The organism is Pseudomonas fluorescens group sp. PF-1, from assembly GCF_054481335.1.
Genome location: NZ_JBTMNG010000003.1, coordinates 22,586 through 39,300 on the forward strand (window position 1 = coordinate 22,586; position 16,715 = coordinate 39,300).

14 protein-coding genes and 4 pseudogenes are annotated in these 16,715 nt (G+C 54.4%); 7 read left to right on the forward strand and 11 right to left on the reverse strand.

Features of this window, described 5'->3' with window-relative positions; all coding sequences use genetic code 11:
- Positions 1–50: 50 nt before the first annotated feature.
- The gene (locus ACX3YD_RS31910) at positions 51–530 is read right to left on the reverse strand and encodes a hypothetical protein (RefSeq protein WP_011154371.1); all 480 of its coding nucleotides are present in this window, start codon (positions 528–530) and stop codon (positions 51–53) included.
- Between the two features lie 1,024 nt (positions 531–1,554).
- Between ACX3YD_RS31910 and ACX3YD_RS31915 the strand changes: the two genes are divergently transcribed.
- Positions 1,555–2,421 carry a replication initiation protein gene (locus ACX3YD_RS31915; protein WP_011154372.1) on the forward strand — a complete coding sequence of 289 codons (867 nt, stop codon included), beginning with the start codon at positions 1,555–1,557 and terminating at the stop codon, positions 2,419–2,421.
- Positions 2,422–2,590: 169 nt separating this feature from the next.
- On the opposite strand, the gene ACX3YD_RS31920 is transcribed toward ACX3YD_RS31915, so the two are convergent.
- Both ACX3YD_RS31920 and ACX3YD_RS31925 read right to left on the reverse strand, forming a co-directional pair.
- Positions 2,591–2,932, reverse strand: coding sequence for a hypothetical protein (locus ACX3YD_RS31920; protein ID WP_016502326.1), 342 nt, complete (start codon positions 2,930–2,932; stop codon positions 2,591–2,593).
- Between the two features lie 100 nt (positions 2,933–3,032).
- Positions 3,033–3,353, reverse strand: coding sequence for a hypothetical protein (locus ACX3YD_RS31925; RefSeq protein WP_028622368.1), 321 nt, complete (start codon positions 3,351–3,353; stop codon positions 3,033–3,035).
- Positions 3,354–3,500: 147 nt separating this feature from the next.
- On the opposite strand from ACX3YD_RS31925, the gene ACX3YD_RS31930 reads away from it, so the two are divergent.
- From ACX3YD_RS31930 to ACX3YD_RS31950, 5 genes and pseudogenes are all read left to right on the forward strand, one after another.
- Entirely contained in the window at positions 3,501–5,003 is a 1,503-nt protein-coding gene (locus tag ACX3YD_RS31930; protein ID WP_033050535.1) for a 3'-5' exonuclease, read from the forward strand.
- 59 nt (positions 5,004–5,062) lie between these two features.
- Positions 5,063–5,248, forward strand: coding sequence for a hypothetical protein (locus ACX3YD_RS31935; RefSeq protein ID WP_016502325.1), 186 nt, complete (start codon positions 5,063–5,065; stop codon positions 5,246–5,248).
- Between the two features lie 196 nt (positions 5,249–5,444).
- A complete protein-coding gene (locus tag ACX3YD_RS31940; protein WP_011077913.1) occupies positions 5,445–6,416 on the forward strand; it encodes a DNA replication terminus site-binding protein in 972 nt (323 codons plus the stop codon).
- Positions 6,417–6,792: 376 nt separating this feature from the next.
- Positions 6,793–7,920, forward strand: coding sequence for an integrase (locus tag ACX3YD_RS31945; RefSeq protein WP_458962119.1), 1,128 nt, complete (start codon positions 6,793–6,795; stop codon positions 7,918–7,920).
- A gap of 51 nt (positions 7,921–7,971) precedes the next feature.
- Positions 7,972–9,042, forward strand: a pseudogene (locus tag ACX3YD_RS31950) (tyrosine-type recombinase/integrase); the annotation flags it as partial.
- A gap of 63 nt (positions 9,043–9,105) precedes the next feature.
- Here ACX3YD_RS31950 and ACX3YD_RS31955 read toward each other — a convergent pair.
- Both ACX3YD_RS31955 and ACX3YD_RS31960 read right to left on the reverse strand, forming a co-directional pair.
- Positions 9,106–9,363, reverse strand: a pseudogene (locus tag ACX3YD_RS31955) (transposase domain-containing protein); the annotation flags it as partial.
- Positions 9,364–9,679: 316 nt separating this feature from the next.
- Positions 9,680–10,201, reverse strand: a pseudogene (locus tag ACX3YD_RS31960) (IS5 family transposase); the annotation flags it as partial.
- Between the two features lie 96 nt (positions 10,202–10,297).
- On the opposite strand from ACX3YD_RS31960, the gene ACX3YD_RS31965 reads away from it, so the two are divergent.
- A complete protein-coding gene (locus tag ACX3YD_RS31965) occupies positions 10,298–10,525 on the forward strand; it encodes a group II intron maturase-specific domain-containing protein (protein WP_144000662.1) in 228 nt (75 codons plus the stop codon).
- A 47-nt stretch (positions 10,526–10,572) separates the two neighbouring features.
- Here the strand turns inward: ACX3YD_RS31965 and ACX3YD_RS31970 are convergent.
- From ACX3YD_RS31970 to ACX3YD_RS31995, 6 genes and pseudogenes are all read right to left on the reverse strand, one after another.
- Positions 10,573–11,238 (reverse strand): annotated as a pseudogene (locus ACX3YD_RS31970) (IS3 family transposase); the annotation flags it as partial.
- A 171-nt stretch (positions 11,239–11,409) separates the two neighbouring features.
- Positions 11,410–12,378: an NAD(P)H-dependent flavin oxidoreductase gene (locus ACX3YD_RS31975; protein WP_144000661.1), complete on the reverse strand. Its 969-nt coding sequence runs from the start codon at positions 12,376–12,378 to the stop codon at positions 11,410–11,412.
- Positions 12,379–12,418: 40 nt separating this feature from the next.
- Complete coding sequence (locus ACX3YD_RS31980; protein ID WP_144000660.1) at positions 12,419–13,831, reverse strand: hypothetical protein; 1,413 nt, start codon at positions 13,829–13,831, stop codon at positions 12,419–12,421.
- Between the two features lie 11 nt (positions 13,832–13,842).
- Positions 13,843–14,985: an acyl-CoA dehydrogenase family protein gene (locus ACX3YD_RS31985; protein ID WP_144000659.1), complete on the reverse strand. Its 1,143-nt coding sequence runs from the start codon at positions 14,983–14,985 to the stop codon at positions 13,843–13,845.
- 75 nt (positions 14,986–15,060) lie between these two features.
- Entirely contained in the window at positions 15,061–16,200 is a 1,140-nt protein-coding gene (locus ACX3YD_RS31990; protein ID WP_223817456.1) for an acyl-CoA dehydrogenase family protein, read from the reverse strand.
- 125 nt (positions 16,201–16,325) lie between these two features.
- Positions 16,326–16,577, reverse strand: a complete 252-nt coding sequence (locus ACX3YD_RS31995; protein WP_263398594.1) for a nitroreductase family protein — start codon at positions 16,575–16,577, stop codon at positions 16,326–16,328.
- Between the last annotated feature and the right edge of the window lie 138 nt (positions 16,578–16,715).

Below are 16,715 nucleotides of genomic sequence, written 5' to 3' on the forward strand. Positions count from 1 at the left end.
GAAGCGAACTGGTTTTTGTATGGAAAGAGGAGGGCTGTTCTGTGAATTAATTAGGCGTACTGTTTTTGAGCTTGGGTGCGTGCGCGTTTGAAGTCGGCGCTGATGTAATTGACTGTGAATTGGGTGTCCAGGGGATGCGATTCGACAACCACCTCGGTGGAGCCAGACAAGAAAGTCACGTTCTCAAAGCCAAGGCTGGATTCATCAGTGCTGATTTGCAGCTGGCTCCTCAAGCCATTCAGCACCTCCTCCAGGTGGAGCTTGTCAGCTTTTACCGTAGCGACATCCAGGACCCCTTCAGCGTTGAAGGCCAGCTGAATGTCAGTGACACCCTCGAGGTTGACCTCCCACTCTGAAAGGTTAAGTACCGGCCCGCCGGTGTAGGAAGTACCAATCTTGTCGATGATGGTGTAGTGCTGCTGGACGTCTACGATCGTCGTAACGCCTACAGCTAGGCTTACCGGCTCCGGCGCTATAGCAGCCATGCTGAGCAGATAAGCTGCGACGCCCGCGAAAGCGGCAGTATTCATTGGGTTCCTCCAGGTCGTGTTCGGTTGGGATCATTTTCTCCTCGCCGACCTGGTGGGTGTGCTGCTTTCGAACCGAATTGTCGTCGGAAAAACGGCCCTCGGATTCTGAGTCTGCTTTTGGCTTTGGTTTTGGCCTTTGCTTCTCAACCTTCAGAAAATCAGCTTTTCAGTTTTAAAAGCCTTTTAATTGTTTTTCTCTTGTTGTTCTCTTGTTTTTAGAAGGCTGGAGCCCTTGTGCCACGGGGCCTCCAGAGGACTATCGACTACAAATTACGGCATTGCGACTACAGATTCCGGCTTTGCGACTATGGATTACGGCTGATGCGACTACAGATTCCGGCTGTGACGACTACAGATTCCGGCCGTTATCCACAGGCCAGATGAAGGCCCTGGGCTGCGTCTAACGACTACAGATTCCGGCTGTTGGGTTGTGCACATAGCACGAGTTTGAGTTTTTATGGCTCGATTTCAAGCCATTTTGTGCTTTGAATTTGCCAGACTGGCCTTTGCCTACGGCAAAAACTCTGTAACTCCTTGTTTTTAAAGGATATTTATGTTTATTCGCCGTTTCTTTGACGTTTCTCGATGTTTTGCCCCAATCCTGCGTGGAATCGCCAATAAATAGTCTTTCCTGTCCTCACCTGAGCCTATCGACTACAGATTACGGCTGCGATAGCAGCCATTTGCTCGATACGACTACAGATTACGGCTATGCCTGGACGGCCATTGCCCGTAGCAGTGCCACCAAATTCTTTGCTATCGACTACAGATTACGGCTGCGGATCGAAGGTGCCGCGGACCATCGACTACAGATTACGGCTGTTGTACGGGGTGGACGGAAGCCTATCGACTACAAATTACGGCTGCTATCTATCGACTACAGATTCATGCGATGCCGAGCCAAGTGAACAGGCGGTGATCTGCGGGGCCCGTGGTTACTGGGGTCGAGAGATTAAAAAATTCCTGGGTATCGACTACAGGGGAAACTCTCTGTAGGGTTTCGTTACTAATCGTAGGGCCAGTTATGTCCAATTTACCCAAACCTACCAAGCCGGAACCTAAGCCGCTCCGGGTCACGAAATCCAATACGCTGATTACCGCATCGTACCGGCTGACTCTCAACGAGCAGCGATTGATCCTCGCGGCTATTAGCAAGCTCGATCCAAGAAGGCCCATGCCGAAAAAGGTGTCAGTGTCGGCCGTGGACTATTCGGATATCTACGGCGTCCAGCTCAGGCATGCCTATGAGCAGATGAAAGTGGCAGCTGATGAGCTATACGAGCGCGATATCAAGACCTTTGACGGGTCTGGAATGGAGCGAAAGCGGTGGGTTGATCGGGCCAAATATCTGGATGGTGAAGGTCGCGTTGAATTGTCGTTCACCATCCATGTCATGCCCTATCTCACGATGCTGTACAGCAAAGTGACCAGCTATGATCTACGGCGCGTTGCCTGCCTGGACTCAAGCCATTCGTTCCGGCTATTCGAGATGCTGATGCAGTTTCGGAAGACTGGATGGGCCTACATCGAGGTTGAAGCCTTGCGGGTCGCCCTTGGCTTGTCGGATGCCTATCAACGATTCAACAACCTTCGCCAGAGAGTCATAGATCCGGCAGTTGAGGAGCTGAAGACTAAGAGCAATCTGGATGTCAGCTACGAGTTGAGGAGGGAAGGGCGGAAGGTGATCGCAATCAAGTTCACCTTCTGTGACCTCGCACAGCTCCCGCTTAATCTGGAACTTGACCCTGAAGATCTTCCCCCGCTTCCTGAGTATGACCCTGCCGAAGAAAGCGAATGGCTGATCACGAAGCCTTTGGGTGAGTTGGCTGAAGCACAAGAAGCCGGTCTGCTGTTCGCTGTTTCGGCAGAGGAAGGAGAGCAACCAGATTAGCTTGCGTCGTCATCTGACGACCGTTTGTGCCTTTGTGAGCAGTGTCGCCGGTGCCGGTTTTTTCCGCTTAGGTATTCGAATCGTCATTTGCCGTCCTTTTGGTGCCACTTCCACAAAAAACCCGCCTTAATGGCGGGTTTTTCTTGGCCCGGTCTGGGGCGCGCAGCGCTCAGTAATTAGGTACAAGCGTGAAGAGGCTTCGCCGCCATTGGCATACATCCTCGCCTGATGCTCGGCCTGCATTTTTGAGCGCGTCGAAGACGCTCAGGGCAAACGACATTGCAGCCTGGTCGTCTTCGTGGAGGTCGACAATCACAACCGGAAACTGGTCGCCGTCATCAGCATCAGGTGTTGCTATGGCGACTGTCTGAATCCCCCAGGTGATGCCGTCATCGTAAGGTTCTACAACAAATCGCTTGAGCCGGCGAATCATGCCGTCACGAATCATCTGAATCAGATCGGTGCATACCGGCTCCGATTGGCGCTGCTGGAAAAGTTGGATGGCTGTCATAAGCTACGGCTCCCTTGATCTGCATTCATCCTGCCAGCAGTCCCGTAAATCCCAAACGGAATTCCCCTGGCTTTGTTCGGCATCGGATTGGCGGCGAACCCTAGCATTCTTTTTTCCCTTGGTTGGGCGTGCCATTCCCCGCGGGTGGTGGCGGAAGTTCAACAAGGGAGGGAGTGGCTACGCAAAATGCTGTTTGCATGCCAGAAACATCGCCGTCCCAACACTCGCATTCGGCATCCCAAGCTTCTCGATCAAAGTGGAAGATTGTCCCAAGATCAACAGCCCCATCCAGGGTGGCGTATGCCCCACTCAAGGTTCCGTTGATCAGCACCGCGTAGCAATCGTCGCCGATTTGCAATGCTTTCCCTGGATTGGCTTCAAGAAGGCGCTGATAGGAAGCAAGGGTCTCGTTGTAAGTCATGGTTGCTGCTCTGATTCCGGGTGTGAGAAGACATTGCCACCTCTCCAGGAATACCCAAATCCTTTAGAGGGCAGAGCTAGCAGCCCCCGCTTGGGTTTGTGCGTGGCTATGCAACCATGGAGGCATATCAGAACGGAGATCCAAGGGATGAACTTCACCCACGAACAGGGGCCAGCGATTAACTCGTTGGCCCGTATCGTCAAGCTGGTGGCTTTTGCTGGAACAGGGAAGACCACCACGCTTGTTGGCTATGCCAAGGCTCGGCCTCAATGCCGTCTGCTCTACCTCTGCTACAACAAAAGCGTCGAGATTGCTGCCAAGCAAAAGTTTCCGCCGAACGTGACGTGCAAAACAGCCCACGGCTTGGCTTATGCGTCGATCGGATCGAAGTACAGACACAAGCTCACGAGCAACCTGCGCCTGACCGACATCGCAAGAATTATCGGCTCACAGAACTGGGAATTGGTGCGCAGCGTGCAAGAGACGCTGAACAATTATTTGGCCAGCGCGGATGACGACATCGAGCTATGTCACTGCCCCGTCAACAAGCTCAAAACGGAGCGAATGAAGCGCGCCGCCGGAAGCATCGTAGAGGGAGCCAGGCAGCTTTGGTTGCAAATGTGCGACATCCAAAACGAGGCTGCGAATATCACTCACGACGGCTATCTCAAGCTTTGGGCACTCTCGAAACCAAATCTGCGGGATCGTTACGATATTGCGCTTGGAGACGAGGCGCAGGACATCAATCCAGTGATTGCTGGTGTGCTTGCGCAGCAGGCGGCATACGGAATGGGCGTAGTCGTTTGTGGTGATGGCCATCAGATGCTGTACCGCTTCAGGGGGGCCGTAGATGCTCTCAATGCAACCTGGCTCGACAAAGCGGAAGTCCACTACCTCACTCAGTCGTTTCGGTTCGGGTCTGCCGTTGCGCACGTCGCCAACATGGTTCTCGCGTTCAAGGGTGAATCCCGCCAACTGGCTGGGCTTGGCGGCGAGACTCGTGTTTCCAAGGCACTACCTGCTGACCTTGAACATCGCACCGTACTCTGCCGGACGGTGGTTGGAGTGATCGAGACGGCGCTGGCCAATGTAGAGACTGGTGCAAAGATCTACTGGGTTGGGGGGATCGAGGGTTACAACCTCCAGGATCTTGAAGACCTACATGCGCTATCGAAGGGGTGGCGTGACCGAGTGAAGGGAAAAAAACTCCTCCAGGAATATCCTGATTACGATCTCTACAAGCAGATTGCCGATGAAAGCCAAGACCCTGAGATGAACCGCTCGATCAAGATCATCGAGCAGTACAGTGCGGATCTCCCGGAGTTGTTTGCCAAGCTGCGGCGCAATGCGGTCACTGATGAGCTTGAAGCCACCATCACCCTCAGCACCGCGCATCGTTCGAAGGGCTTGGAGTGGGATGCGGTGCAACTGGCTGAGGATTTCACCTTCGATCCATTCAATCCAGAGAACGAAAAGGAACCATGGATTGATGAGATGAACCTCCTCTACGTCGCGTGTACCCGCGCGATGCGAGTTCTTGCGGTCAACTCGACGATGTTGGAGATCATGAAAGAATTCGTCGACCGGCGTGACGGCCGCAAGCCAAATACCCCGATGGTTTTCAGGAAGAAACAGGTGGCTGCCGCGTAGTGCTCCTCGAGCATGCTTCGACTTTTGAAAATCACCCACTGATCACAGGAGATATTTTCATGCCCATTTCCAGCGACCAGGCAGCTTTGCTTCAGCAGCTGCGGAATCAAGGCTATGTAGTCTTGCTCGTTGAGCCGAGCGAAACTGAACACATCAATCGAGAAAGGTTGGAGAGCCGTTTGCGGGCCGATGCAGCGGATCACATTGAGGATCTGTTGTCCCTTGAGGCAGTCCAAATTCGTTGAGCTGACACGTAGCAAAAAAAGCCCGTTTCGAACGGGTTTTTTTATGAGCGGATTTTGGGATACTCGATAATACCACCCCTTCAATCGCGAGATCGTTTTCGCACCCTCGGCGTCGCTCCTGGTTAACATGGAGCGGAGGGGGAGGAGGGCATACGGTATAGCCGTAGTGAAGGGGTGGTATTATGAGGAATCCTAGATGACTGACGCAATTGTCTCCGCTTACGAGCGCTTGGTCGAAACCGTTGAGGCTTTCAATGAGAAGTGGCCCGCATTGGTTGTCGGCGGGATGATATGGCGCATCCCGCTCCTCACTGAACAGAGGACGCCATCTCGAATTAACGTCCAGGTACTGACAGGAACTGACGCGATCAAGGCCGCTGTAGAGGCGTTACGCGAGTTTGAGCGCGATCTCGGCCAGGCTCCAGGTACCGTGCTGCGTTTGCCGGGGTACTTTATCCTCTCCGGATCGATACTCGATGAGGGCAGGGCGGTGAACCGCTGCAAGAGCGAGCTGGTGGATGCGATCGAGGCTGAGCGAGTGTTTCGCAACGTTGCCGTCAGCCGCCGTTCCCACATCATGCGCCAGGCCCTGGGGAAAAATTTCTCCCTCAACCAGCTGAAGCGCGCAATCCAGGTTTTTGATGCTGCCCCAAGACAGATCACATTCACCTGGGCCGGTCACACCTCAGGAAAAGAGCGTGTCACTGTTGGCCACGTCCGTGAGGTGCTGCTCGCCGAGGCCCATGAAAAATCTATGGCCACCGGCGAGCCGGTGGTGAATAGCCCCCAGTGGATCGATCTGCGCAGCATTGCGAATATGGCTGAAACCGATATGCTGGATGTGCCAAAGCCCATCGCTCCGCATCCGCGGGCCATGCTGTGGTTTTCCGAGCGCAGCCGGTATGACGCAATGCTGCATGCCAACCTTCCATTCTTCGTACTCGATGGGCAACCCGCTGCAAGGATCGTTGGCCTCAAGAACTTCGATAGAGACTCGCGATCAGCAAAACGACCAGACGTAAAGCAACGGTTGCCGGCACTCCCTGGGGGGCGCTTTTTCGTAGCCTCATCCACTGCGGACCCAGTTGCTCAGGAGCCCGGCGCGCCAGAGACACCTGAGGTGCTATCGACGTACCGAGAGTCAGTAAAAGGCGTCGTTGATCAGTAGACTTACCCTTTATAAACAACAGCTTAGACTTCTTATAATCTTTGTTATGTTAAATTCGGTAGCAGCCTAATAATTAGGATGCGTCCTTTAGCCTCGCTGTGACGCCTGATGAAAAAGTAGAAAATGACTGATTAAAAAAAATACCAAGATATCAGTGAGATGCAGCATTCTCCGCTGTCAAGGTTTCCCTTGCCCCCCCTCGTTAACGGTTAAAAAAGGAGAATCCTGATGAGGCTTTTGCCTGTTTAAAAAGCCTAAAAAGAAGACTAAATACTGTGCTATTTTTCAAGAGTACTCGTGACTTCCTTTTAGACCAATGGGATCGTCAATGTCAAAAGTCATAGACCCTCGGCCTGTCCTTGCTGGTCCCGAAAGTATGTCTCTCGATCTCGGGCTGTACTACGCTCGCTACCCCTGCATCGAAGCCTTCCTCAGTAGTCTCTCCGCTAATCTTGATGTAGAAACGGACTTAAAATGCGCTATCCGCTTTCTTGCATATCATAGTCACCCGCTTGGAACCTTTAATAATTACCGAACATTCGTTGAACGTTTGCTCCTATGGAGCTGGATTGTTGCCGAAAAAACTGTACTGACACTAGATAAAGAGACGTTTACGAATTTTATTACTTTTTGCAAGATGCCACCTTCAAATTGGGTTGGATTTTCTACAACCGCTAGATTCTCTCAAGTCGATGGTAATTCGGTTTTCAATGAATCATGGCGGCCTTTCAATATTCGAGCATCTAAAGATGTAGGGGCGCGCAGCCCTAAAGTAGAAACCTTGCGTTTCATTCGTAGCGTTTGTAGTTCATTTTATGGTTTTCTCTGCGAGGAAGATGTGATAGCGATAAATCCAGCTATATCATCACGAACTTTCTATGGAAGAGGAATGCGCGCTACTTACCCTGTGGAACGATATTTGACTTCCGAGCAATTAGGTCAGGTTCTGCAAGCGCTAGAATTTCATGCGCTGGGTGATCCTGCTGGTGAGCGTGCTCTTTTTATAATAGCAGCAACGACTCTTATGTGTTTGCATGCTGCAGACCTTGCAAATGCTGATAACTACTGCCCATGCATGAATTGCTTTGTTCTAGACGATGCCAGATGGTGGTTGATACTAGAGGCGCCAGGTCGGCTGCTAAGGAAAGTTGAAGTCACTCCAGAGTTCCTGCCCTACTTGAGACGCTATCGAAAAAGCCGAGGACTACCCCCGTTCCCAGAGCAGAACGAAGAAAACCCTATCTTGGAGGCTAGTCACGGGCGCCCCGGTCTTTCCGTGCGACAAATACGAAGCATTGTTAAAGAAGCGCTTATGAAAGCTCATGAAAGCATTACTTCTACAGACAAAGGCGGTGAGCACTGGAATATCCTGCTTGGTGGCAGTATGCGTTTTTTGAAAGAAAGCGGCGCAAAGATTCGTGCGCAAAGCTTCCGCCCTGCCGAGTTGCAGAAACATCTAGGCATTTTCAGCTTGGCTTATACCTATGGAAGGTATTATGGTTGATAGAGCGTTCCCCGCTAGCTTAAATTCCTGGCCTATAAGCTTCTCTGGCGGGACGCCGAAGCCTTCATGGAGTTCTGCCTTAACCCGCCAGCCGACTGGATAGGTCCCATCGTGAGGTCCCGATTCCTGCGCATGGGAAGTCGAAAGAGACTCGATACAGACACCTACATCGTTAATTTGCAGTGGCGACCTTTCAGTCGCACCATAGCCAAGCGCGAACGTAAGATTGCCGAAGAGACCGATGCCCGTCTTGTTTCCCGCCCGTACCGCTTGTCTCAGGCATCGGTGGCTCAGGTATTCGCGGTCTGTGGTAGCTTCTATCAGCATGCCATTGATGAGGGGCTAACTGAGGCGAACCCCTTCCGGGCGGTAAAACAGAAATCCATCTTTAAACAACGTAACACCTTTGACGTGACGTCGCGTTCCCTGACCCAGCTGCAGTGGAGCTATGTGATCGATACCGCCGAGCACATGGCCACGACAGACCCTCGGCACGAACGCACGTTGTTCATCGTTGCGACACTGTTCTCCATGTATCTGCGGATCTCAGATTTAGTCGGGCGTGACAACTGGACGCCCACCATGGGCGACATCCGCCGCGATAGCATGGGTAATTGGTGGTTCCATGTGGTAGGTAAAGGTAACAAGGCGGCTAAGATCAGCATCCGCGACGAATACATTAAGAACTATCTAATACGCTATCGCCAGTATTTACATCTCCCTGCCCTACCCTCTGCCCACGAGAAAACACCGTTGCTAAGCTCATTGAAGGGGCGTGGCGGACTTTCTGATCGGCATGTTCGGCTGCTGCTCCAAGAACTATTTGATCGTGCTGTGGGGCGTATGCTTGACGAAGGCTGGAGCGATGACGAGATAGACAATCTGCGTTCAGCTTCATTGCATTGGTTACGTCACACATCCGCAACCTTTGATGCACCATACCGAGAAATGAAAGACCTCCAATCTGACCTTCGACACAATAGTCTTAGCACCACACAAAACACTTACTGCAACCCGTTAGATGAACGTAAGCGTCTAGCTAACTCACCTTGCGTATCTGTATCACAGGCTGCACGGGTAGCTGTATCACACGCTGAACGCTTACCGCGTATCACATCGTGAACGCCCAAAAAATCAGTGCGAGACTATTACGGGTAGGCTGTTTGGGGTGATACACCGCTGTGGTTACATGCCTGCTTCAGGCTGTATCCACTGATGCGGCAGCAGTTGACTGATTTCGCTTGCCCGCTGCGTTGGTAGCCGCATGAGCACGTCCTTCAGGTAGGCGTACGGATCGTGACCGTTGAGGCGTGCTGACTGGATCAGGCTCATGATCGCAGCCGCCCGTTTGCCGCTGCGTAGTGAACCGGCAAACAGCCAGTTCGAGCGCCCCAATGCCCAAGGCCGAATCTGGTTCTCGACCTGATTGTGGGGTTTGGGGAGCAACGGAACAGAAAGTGCACTTAAGCCCAGCGCCTGCCCGCAAACCCTTGTGGCGTCTGGTTAGTTCGGGAAAACCATCCTTTTGTCGAACCCTGGCAGGCACTGACGCCAGGCCGTCCAAACGCATGAAAAGCAGTGCAGAAAAGTCGTTCAGTAAAACAAAGTCTGGATAACCGCCCCTATTTTCGGCAGCGGTGAACTCTAGCTAAGCCTTACGTTGGTTTTTGGTTCCACTGCTCCCCAAACCCCTGGAACAGTCGGTTCCGTCGGGCGTTAACCTGCGGAACAGAAACCCATGCGACTTTCAGGTCGCACTGCCGAAATAGAATTGGTTGCCTTTCTTGGTCTGATGCATCTCAGGGTCGCGCTTGCCTTCCTTATTCTTGGTCGAACTGGGCGCATGAATGATCGTGGCATCGACGATGGTGCCGTGGCGCAGCAGTAAGCCGCGGTCGCCGAGGTAATCATTAATGACGCCCAGAATCCCGGCGGCCAGGTCGTGTTTCTCCAGTAGGCGGCGGAAGTTGAGGATGGTGGTTTCATCCGGGATGCGCTCCAGGCTCAGCCCGGCAAAGTGGCGCAAAATCGTGGTCTCGTAGAGTGACTCCTCCATCGCCGGATCGCTGTAGCCGAACCAGTTCTACATCAGGTGAACACGCAAAATCGCCATCAACGGGTATGAAGGCCGTCCACCTTCGCCTTTGGGGTAATGCGGTTCGATCAAAGCGATCAACCCCTTCCACGGCACCACCTGATCCATCTCGATCAGAAAGCGTTCACAACGGGTTTGCTTACGCTTACCAGCGTACTCAGCATCGGCGAAGGAGATCTGCTTCATTGATTCACTCGAAAAAACGGATGGGCGTATTTCACCAGATTCGGGAAGTCTTTTTCAGAGTTTCCCTATATCGGCACCAAGCCTGCGAAGCGGGCGATGAAGGCGATCATTGGTAAAATCCACGACGAAACGGCGATCAGCATGACGTGGGACACGGCGGAAAATCGGATAGCTGAACTCAACTCGATCATTCGGGACTGGGCCGGTTACTTCGATCAAGGCCCGGTGCTCAAAAGCTACCAGATCCTGCAAACCTACACGGAGCGCCGTATCCGACGCTGGTTGGTCAACAAGCATAAGCAGCGAGGTCGCTCGGGGTACTGAATCGCACCGGCTATTGTGGAGGCCGTTTCGTTTAAGTCAGGCTGGGCCTGACCTGCTTGTTGCCGATGGAAGTTTGCCTCAGCCTCCGCAGGCGGGATATATCCAATTGAGCCCAGCAGGCGCTGGTGGTTGTACCAGTGCACCCACTTCAAGGTTGCCATCTCAACGGCCTCGCGATTTTTCCATGATTGACGGTGTATCACTCGGCCTTGTACAGCCCGTTGAATGCTTCGGCCAGAGCGTTGTCGTAGCTATCGCCCTTACTGCCAACCGAGGGCTCGATACCGGCCTCTGTCAATCGCTCGGTGTAGCGAATCGAGACGTACTGGCTGCCACGGTTGCTGTGGTGGATCAGGCTGCCGGCGCGGTGCGGTTGCCGGGCATACAGTGCCTGTTCCAGAGCATCCAGCACGAAGTCGGTCACTGACTCGCCAGTCGACGATGCGCCGCGCAAAAACGTCAATCACGAACGCCACATACAGCCATCCTTGCAAGGTCGACACATAGGTGAAGTCCGATACCCACAGCTGGTTGGGTCGGTCGGCATGGAAGTGCCGCGGTACACGATCCAGCGGACAGCCAGCCTTGTAGGCCGGCACCGTTATGCGCACCGACTGACCTCGCTGTATGCCCTGCAAACCGGCCTGACGCATCAAGCGCTCCACAATGCAGCGCGCGACATCAAAACGCTCACGCCTGAGCTGCTTCCAGACACAGAGGGATTAAGCGATCTCGCACGTAGCGACGTACGGTGTCGATAAATTGTCTGAGAGTCTCTTGCTCAAATGCCATATCGGTCTCCGAATCCAATGAGTGAGCTTATGCAAGTGGTCAGCATAACCAACACCCAGGAAGGGGGCAGCCAGGCCATTCGCCGTCTGTGTTCAGTTTTCCTGGGTGACTTGTTGTCTGGCGGTTTCGTATTCGTCACGTAATTTGGCGACGGTATCCGCCACTGACATCAGCTCAGTGATGCCACCTACACCTTGGCCGGCCCCCCAAATATCTCTCCATGCCTTACTCTTGCTGCTACCTCCAGAGCCGAAGCTCATCTTGCTCTTGTCGGAGGCTGGTAGGTTTTCCGGGTCCAGCCCGGCCAGTTCGATACTGCCCCGCAGGTAGTTGCCATGAACGCCGGTAAAGAGATTGGTATAGACGATGTCGGATGCCGAGGATGCCAGAATCATGTCCTTGTAGGCTTGTTCGGCATTGGCTTCTTTGGTGGCGATAAAACGGGTACCCATATATGCCATATCCGCCCCCATTACTTTGGCACCAAGAATATGGTTACCCTTGGTAATGGCTCCGCCGAGGATGACCGGGCCATCAAAGAAACTGCGAATTTCCGACAGCAGCGCAAAGGGGCTGAGGGTGCCGGCGTGGCCGCCCGCGCCGGCGGTGACCAGAGTCAGGCCATCCACCCCCAGGCTCAGCGCTTTTTTGGCATGACGAATGTTGGTGACATCATGAAACACCAGCCCACCGTAGCTGTGGGCGGCCTCCACGATCATCTGGTTGGCCTGCAGGCTGGTGATGATAATCGGCACCTTGTGCTTCACGCACACCTGGGTGTCGTGTTCCAGCCGGTCATTGGTGGGGTGGGCGATCTGATTGACAGCATAGGGCGCTATTTTGGCATCCGGGTATTCCGCTTTGTATGCCGCCAGTGCCTCCTCGATTTCTGTCAGCCATTCATCCAGTTTTTCAGCCGGTCGGGCGTTGAGGGCAGGGAAGGATCCGACGATGCCCGCTTTGCACTGTTCAATGACCATTTTGGGGGTGGAGATGATGAACATGGGTGAGCACAGCACTGGAATGGTCAGTCGGTTTTTGAGTTTATCTGGAAGGCTCATTGCAGTTTTCTCCTGCTGTTATGTTTGTGATGGCGGGGTGTTAAAGCACCAGATAGAGGGTCAGATACATGATGGCCAGTACACTGGCGCTGAATCCCCCGTTCCACTCGAGACCGAAGCGCAAGGGTGAGATTCCTGAGAAACTGGAAATAAAGCGTAAGGAGGCCGTGAACGGCGAAGCTCCGGCAAAAACCGCCCACGTGATGGCGATAACCGAGGCTTGTATCAGCGGGTGAATATTGAGCTCGGGTAGCTGCTGCAATGCCCCCAGCATCAGCGTAACGGTAATGATCGCGTTAATGCCGATGAAAGAAAACGTCAGCATAATCAGTGAAATGCAGACCATCAGGGTGGCGTTGCTGATATTGGCCTGGGTGAGAAAGGCGCTGGCAGCTGCTGGGTCGATCAGTGGAATCAGAATCACCCCGATAAACCCCGAAGAAGTGAACAGCACCACCTCGTTACGCTGGCTGGTGAAGGTTTCCGGGAAGGATCGCCTCATGCGCCTTAGCATCAGGCCTGTTTTTATGCCGATAGGCTTGCCGCGATACTGTACCCAGATCCAGATCAGGCCAATGGCCGGAGCGCACATCAGCAACGTGGAGAATAATTGCAGCCCGGTGATTCGTGAGAGCACAAAGGCCAGACCGGGAATCAGGGCTACAAGTGCCACCAGAGGGATGAGTTGGACCAGGCCGCCGCCATTGACGGATTGAACCTTGGGGCGCTGGTAGGCAAAACGGTCGAGCACGGCACCCCAGAGAATAAACAAAAGAGTCCAGAACAGGCCCAGGGGAGCGTATTGCTCCCAGCTCAGGTCAGGAATGCCAGACAGCACCAGTAGCATGGTTACCGAGGTGGGAGCCCAAAGGGGCACGCCGCAGAATCCCCGTATGGTGGCCGTCAACATACGTTTGCGGCGGATGGTGCCAATGCGCAGGGCTTCCAGATCGGATGACGGCCGGACGGCGCGGCGTACCATGGTGCCTAGTACATTCAGGGCACCAATGTTCAGCATCACACTGAACAGATGGGAACCAAAGGCCATCAACAGATAGCGTCGCCCCGGTGGCTGATTGACTAGCACCTTGCCACAGCTGCGTACCAGGGAAGAGGTCTTGGCCGACTCCCTAAGTACCGCTAGGGAGGTCAGGAAGAAGGTAAAAAACGCAGCCCGGTCGAGCCCGGCCGCCAGCGCCGCGCTGTCGATCTTGGCGGAAAACCACAGTCCGGCCGCGAGCCCTGGAGCCACAATCGCAAAGATGCGGTAGGTAAGACTGATGCCCGACCATTGCAGCAGGACAAATACCAGCAGGGCAATTCCGGCTACCGGGCTGAACCAGGGTATTGGCGAAAGCTCCCGGGCTATGGCGCAGGCCGACACCAGCAGCAGACACAGCGTCGCCAGGTTACGGCGGGTCAGGGCCGAGCCGGTGGCTACGGTGGTGCTCAAGGCGACGCTATTCACGCGGTTAATGACAGGGCTGCCAGTTGCTGCTGATGAAAATCCGCATCACCGAACAATGAGTTGAGCACCATCAGGCGCTTGACATAGTGCCCGACATCCAGCTCATCGGTAATGCCCATGCCACCATGCAGCTGGATAGCGTCATTGCCTACGGCCTTGCCTTTGCGACCGGTAATGACCTTCAGGGCATGGAGATCTTTGTGGTGTGCCGGGCTGTCGGGCTTGTCGGCGGAACAGATGGCCCGATAGAGCAGTGAACGCACCTGTTCGCAAGCGGTAAACATATCTACCATCCGATGCTGCAGTACCTGAAAGGAGCCAATGGCAACACCGAACTGCTGGCGGGTCATACTGTATTCAATGGTGGTGTCGGTGAGCCGGTTCATCAGCCCCAGTGCCTCGGCTGCAATAGCGGGTATAGCCCGCGCAATGACTCTCTGCAACAGTGTCAGGCCAGCACCTTCCGCACCAATCAGCCGGTCGGCTCCGACACATAACTGCTGCAGCCGGAGGTTAGCCACCTGCTGGCCGTCCATGAGCCGGTAGTTTATGCGTGCAAGACCAGCCGCATCCGCGTCCACCAGGAACAGGCTGATACCGTCTTCGTCAAACTGACCGCCCGATGTCCGTGCAGAGACAATCAGTTTGCCGGCGCAAGGTCCGTTTAATGCCAGGGCTTTTTCCCCGGTGATCTCGAACTGGTCACCCTTGGCAATGGCCAGCGTTCGGGTATCGGCAAGCTGATAACGACTCTGGCGCTCCATAAACGCCAGACCGCCCTGCAACTGCCCGTCAATAATGCAGGTGATCAGGTCCTGTCGCAGGTCCTCTGTGGCACCTAGTTCCAGCAGCCGACCGAACAGCAGAATGGTGGGCAGATAGGGGGTGGCCACCAACCCCTTGCCGAGTTGCTCCATCAGTACCATGAGGTCTGTGGCATCGCCACCGAACCCACCGTTGCACTCGCTGAAGGGAACCGCCAGCCACCCAAGCCCGGCAAACTTCTTCCAGAGCTCCGGGTCGAAGCCTTGGGGATGATCAATGTCCTTTTGCCGGCGGTCAAAAGGATAATCCTGGCCGACAAAACGCGCGGCACTGTCTTGGAGCATTTGTTGTTCTTCAGTCAGAGAAAAGTCCACACCCCGATCCTTCAGTTAAACCGTGATTACGCTCAAAGCCCCAGTACACGCTTGGCGATAATGTTCTTCTGGATTTCATTGGATCCGCCGTAAATGGTGTGCTGCACGGCCGTACATCAAGTCCTTGCGGGCCTGATCACCGAAATCGTGGCCGATATCCGCGGCGGTCGGGCCGTCGCGAACTATCAGGCCGCCGTAAACTCCGGCCAGCTCAATGTTCAGTTCGTGAATGGCCTGGTGGATTTCCGTGCCCTTGATTTTCATCAGCGAGGACTCCGCCCCGGGGCTCTGGTTATTGGCCATCGCCGCCAGTACCCGCAGCTCCATATATTCCAGCGCCATCAGTTCCACTTCGATGTCGGTATAGCGGGCTCGGAATAATGGATCTGTGATCATCGCCTTGCCGCCCTGGAATTCACGGCGAGCTTGCTGGCGCAGCTTTTCCAGCTGGCTTCTGGCCTCGGCAACCCGGGCAATGACGGTGCGTTCATGGACGAGCAGCGATTTGGCGTAGGTCCAGCCCTGACCTTCTTCACCGATCCGGTTGGTTAGCGGCACCCGCACGTTATCGAAATGAACTTCGTTCAGCGAATGTACGCCATTGATGCTGCGAATCGGCGACACCGTGATACCGGGGGTTTTCATGTCGATCAGCAGAAGGCTGATGCCATTTTGTGGCTTATCGGTCTGATCGGTACGGACCAGGCAGAATATCCAGTCTGCATACTGGGCGTAGGTGGTCCAGATCTTGGAACCATTGACGATGTAATCGTCGCCGTCCCGGTCGGCGCGGGGTTTCAGTGAGGCGAGGTCGGACCCGGCACCAGGTTCGGAATACCCCTGGCACCACCAGTCATCACCATTAAGAATGCCTGGCAGGAAGCGCTGTTTCTGTTCGTCATTGCCATAGGTGTAGATTATCGGCCCAATCATTTTCAGGCCAAACGGCACTACGTCCGGTGCATTGGCGGCGACCCGCTCGCCCTCGTAGATGTAGGACTGGGTGACTGTCCAGCCAGCACCGCCATACTCTTTGGACCAGAACGGGGCGACCCAGCCCTGCTCGTAAAGCTGCTTCTGCCACTGAATAACCCCCTGTTTGTAGGTCTCCGGTTTGTTAAGCAGTCGTTGTGCATGCGCGGGAGCCGCTTTGCCGAAGAAGCTCTGAACCTGTTTCCGGAACTTCAGATCATCTGCTGATAGGGTGGTATGCAAAACACAGTCTCCACATGTAAATAGCTTGCTTATTATTCTTGCCCGAGAGAGTCCCGGTACGCGGGGCCTGGGTGTTGCGATCAGTCACCGAAGATCACGGAATTTTCCAGGGGCTCCCGCACAGTTCATGTCCGGTTAGCATCGACTTCCGGGTCTTCATAACCAAAACTGATGCCCAGCAGGATGCCGGTCTGTTCCTCAAGGCCGAAGGCCTCGCGCACCAAATCCGGGTAAGCCCGCATGCTGCCCATGGCGCAGGAACTGATGCCGAACGCCTGCAGGGTGAGCATCAGGGTCTGGGCATAAATACCGACGTCGAGGGCGATGGTGGCACCGAAACTCCGGTCCATGCCGAGGAAGGCGATGTGGGGGGGCATCAAAGAACTCGAAGTTACGCCTTACGGCCCATGACCGGCCGTCCTTGTCATCCCGGGCGATGCCCATCTCGTTGTAGAGCGCGACGGCACAATCGACCTGGCGTTTGCGATATTCGCCTGCAAAGCCGGAGTTGTATC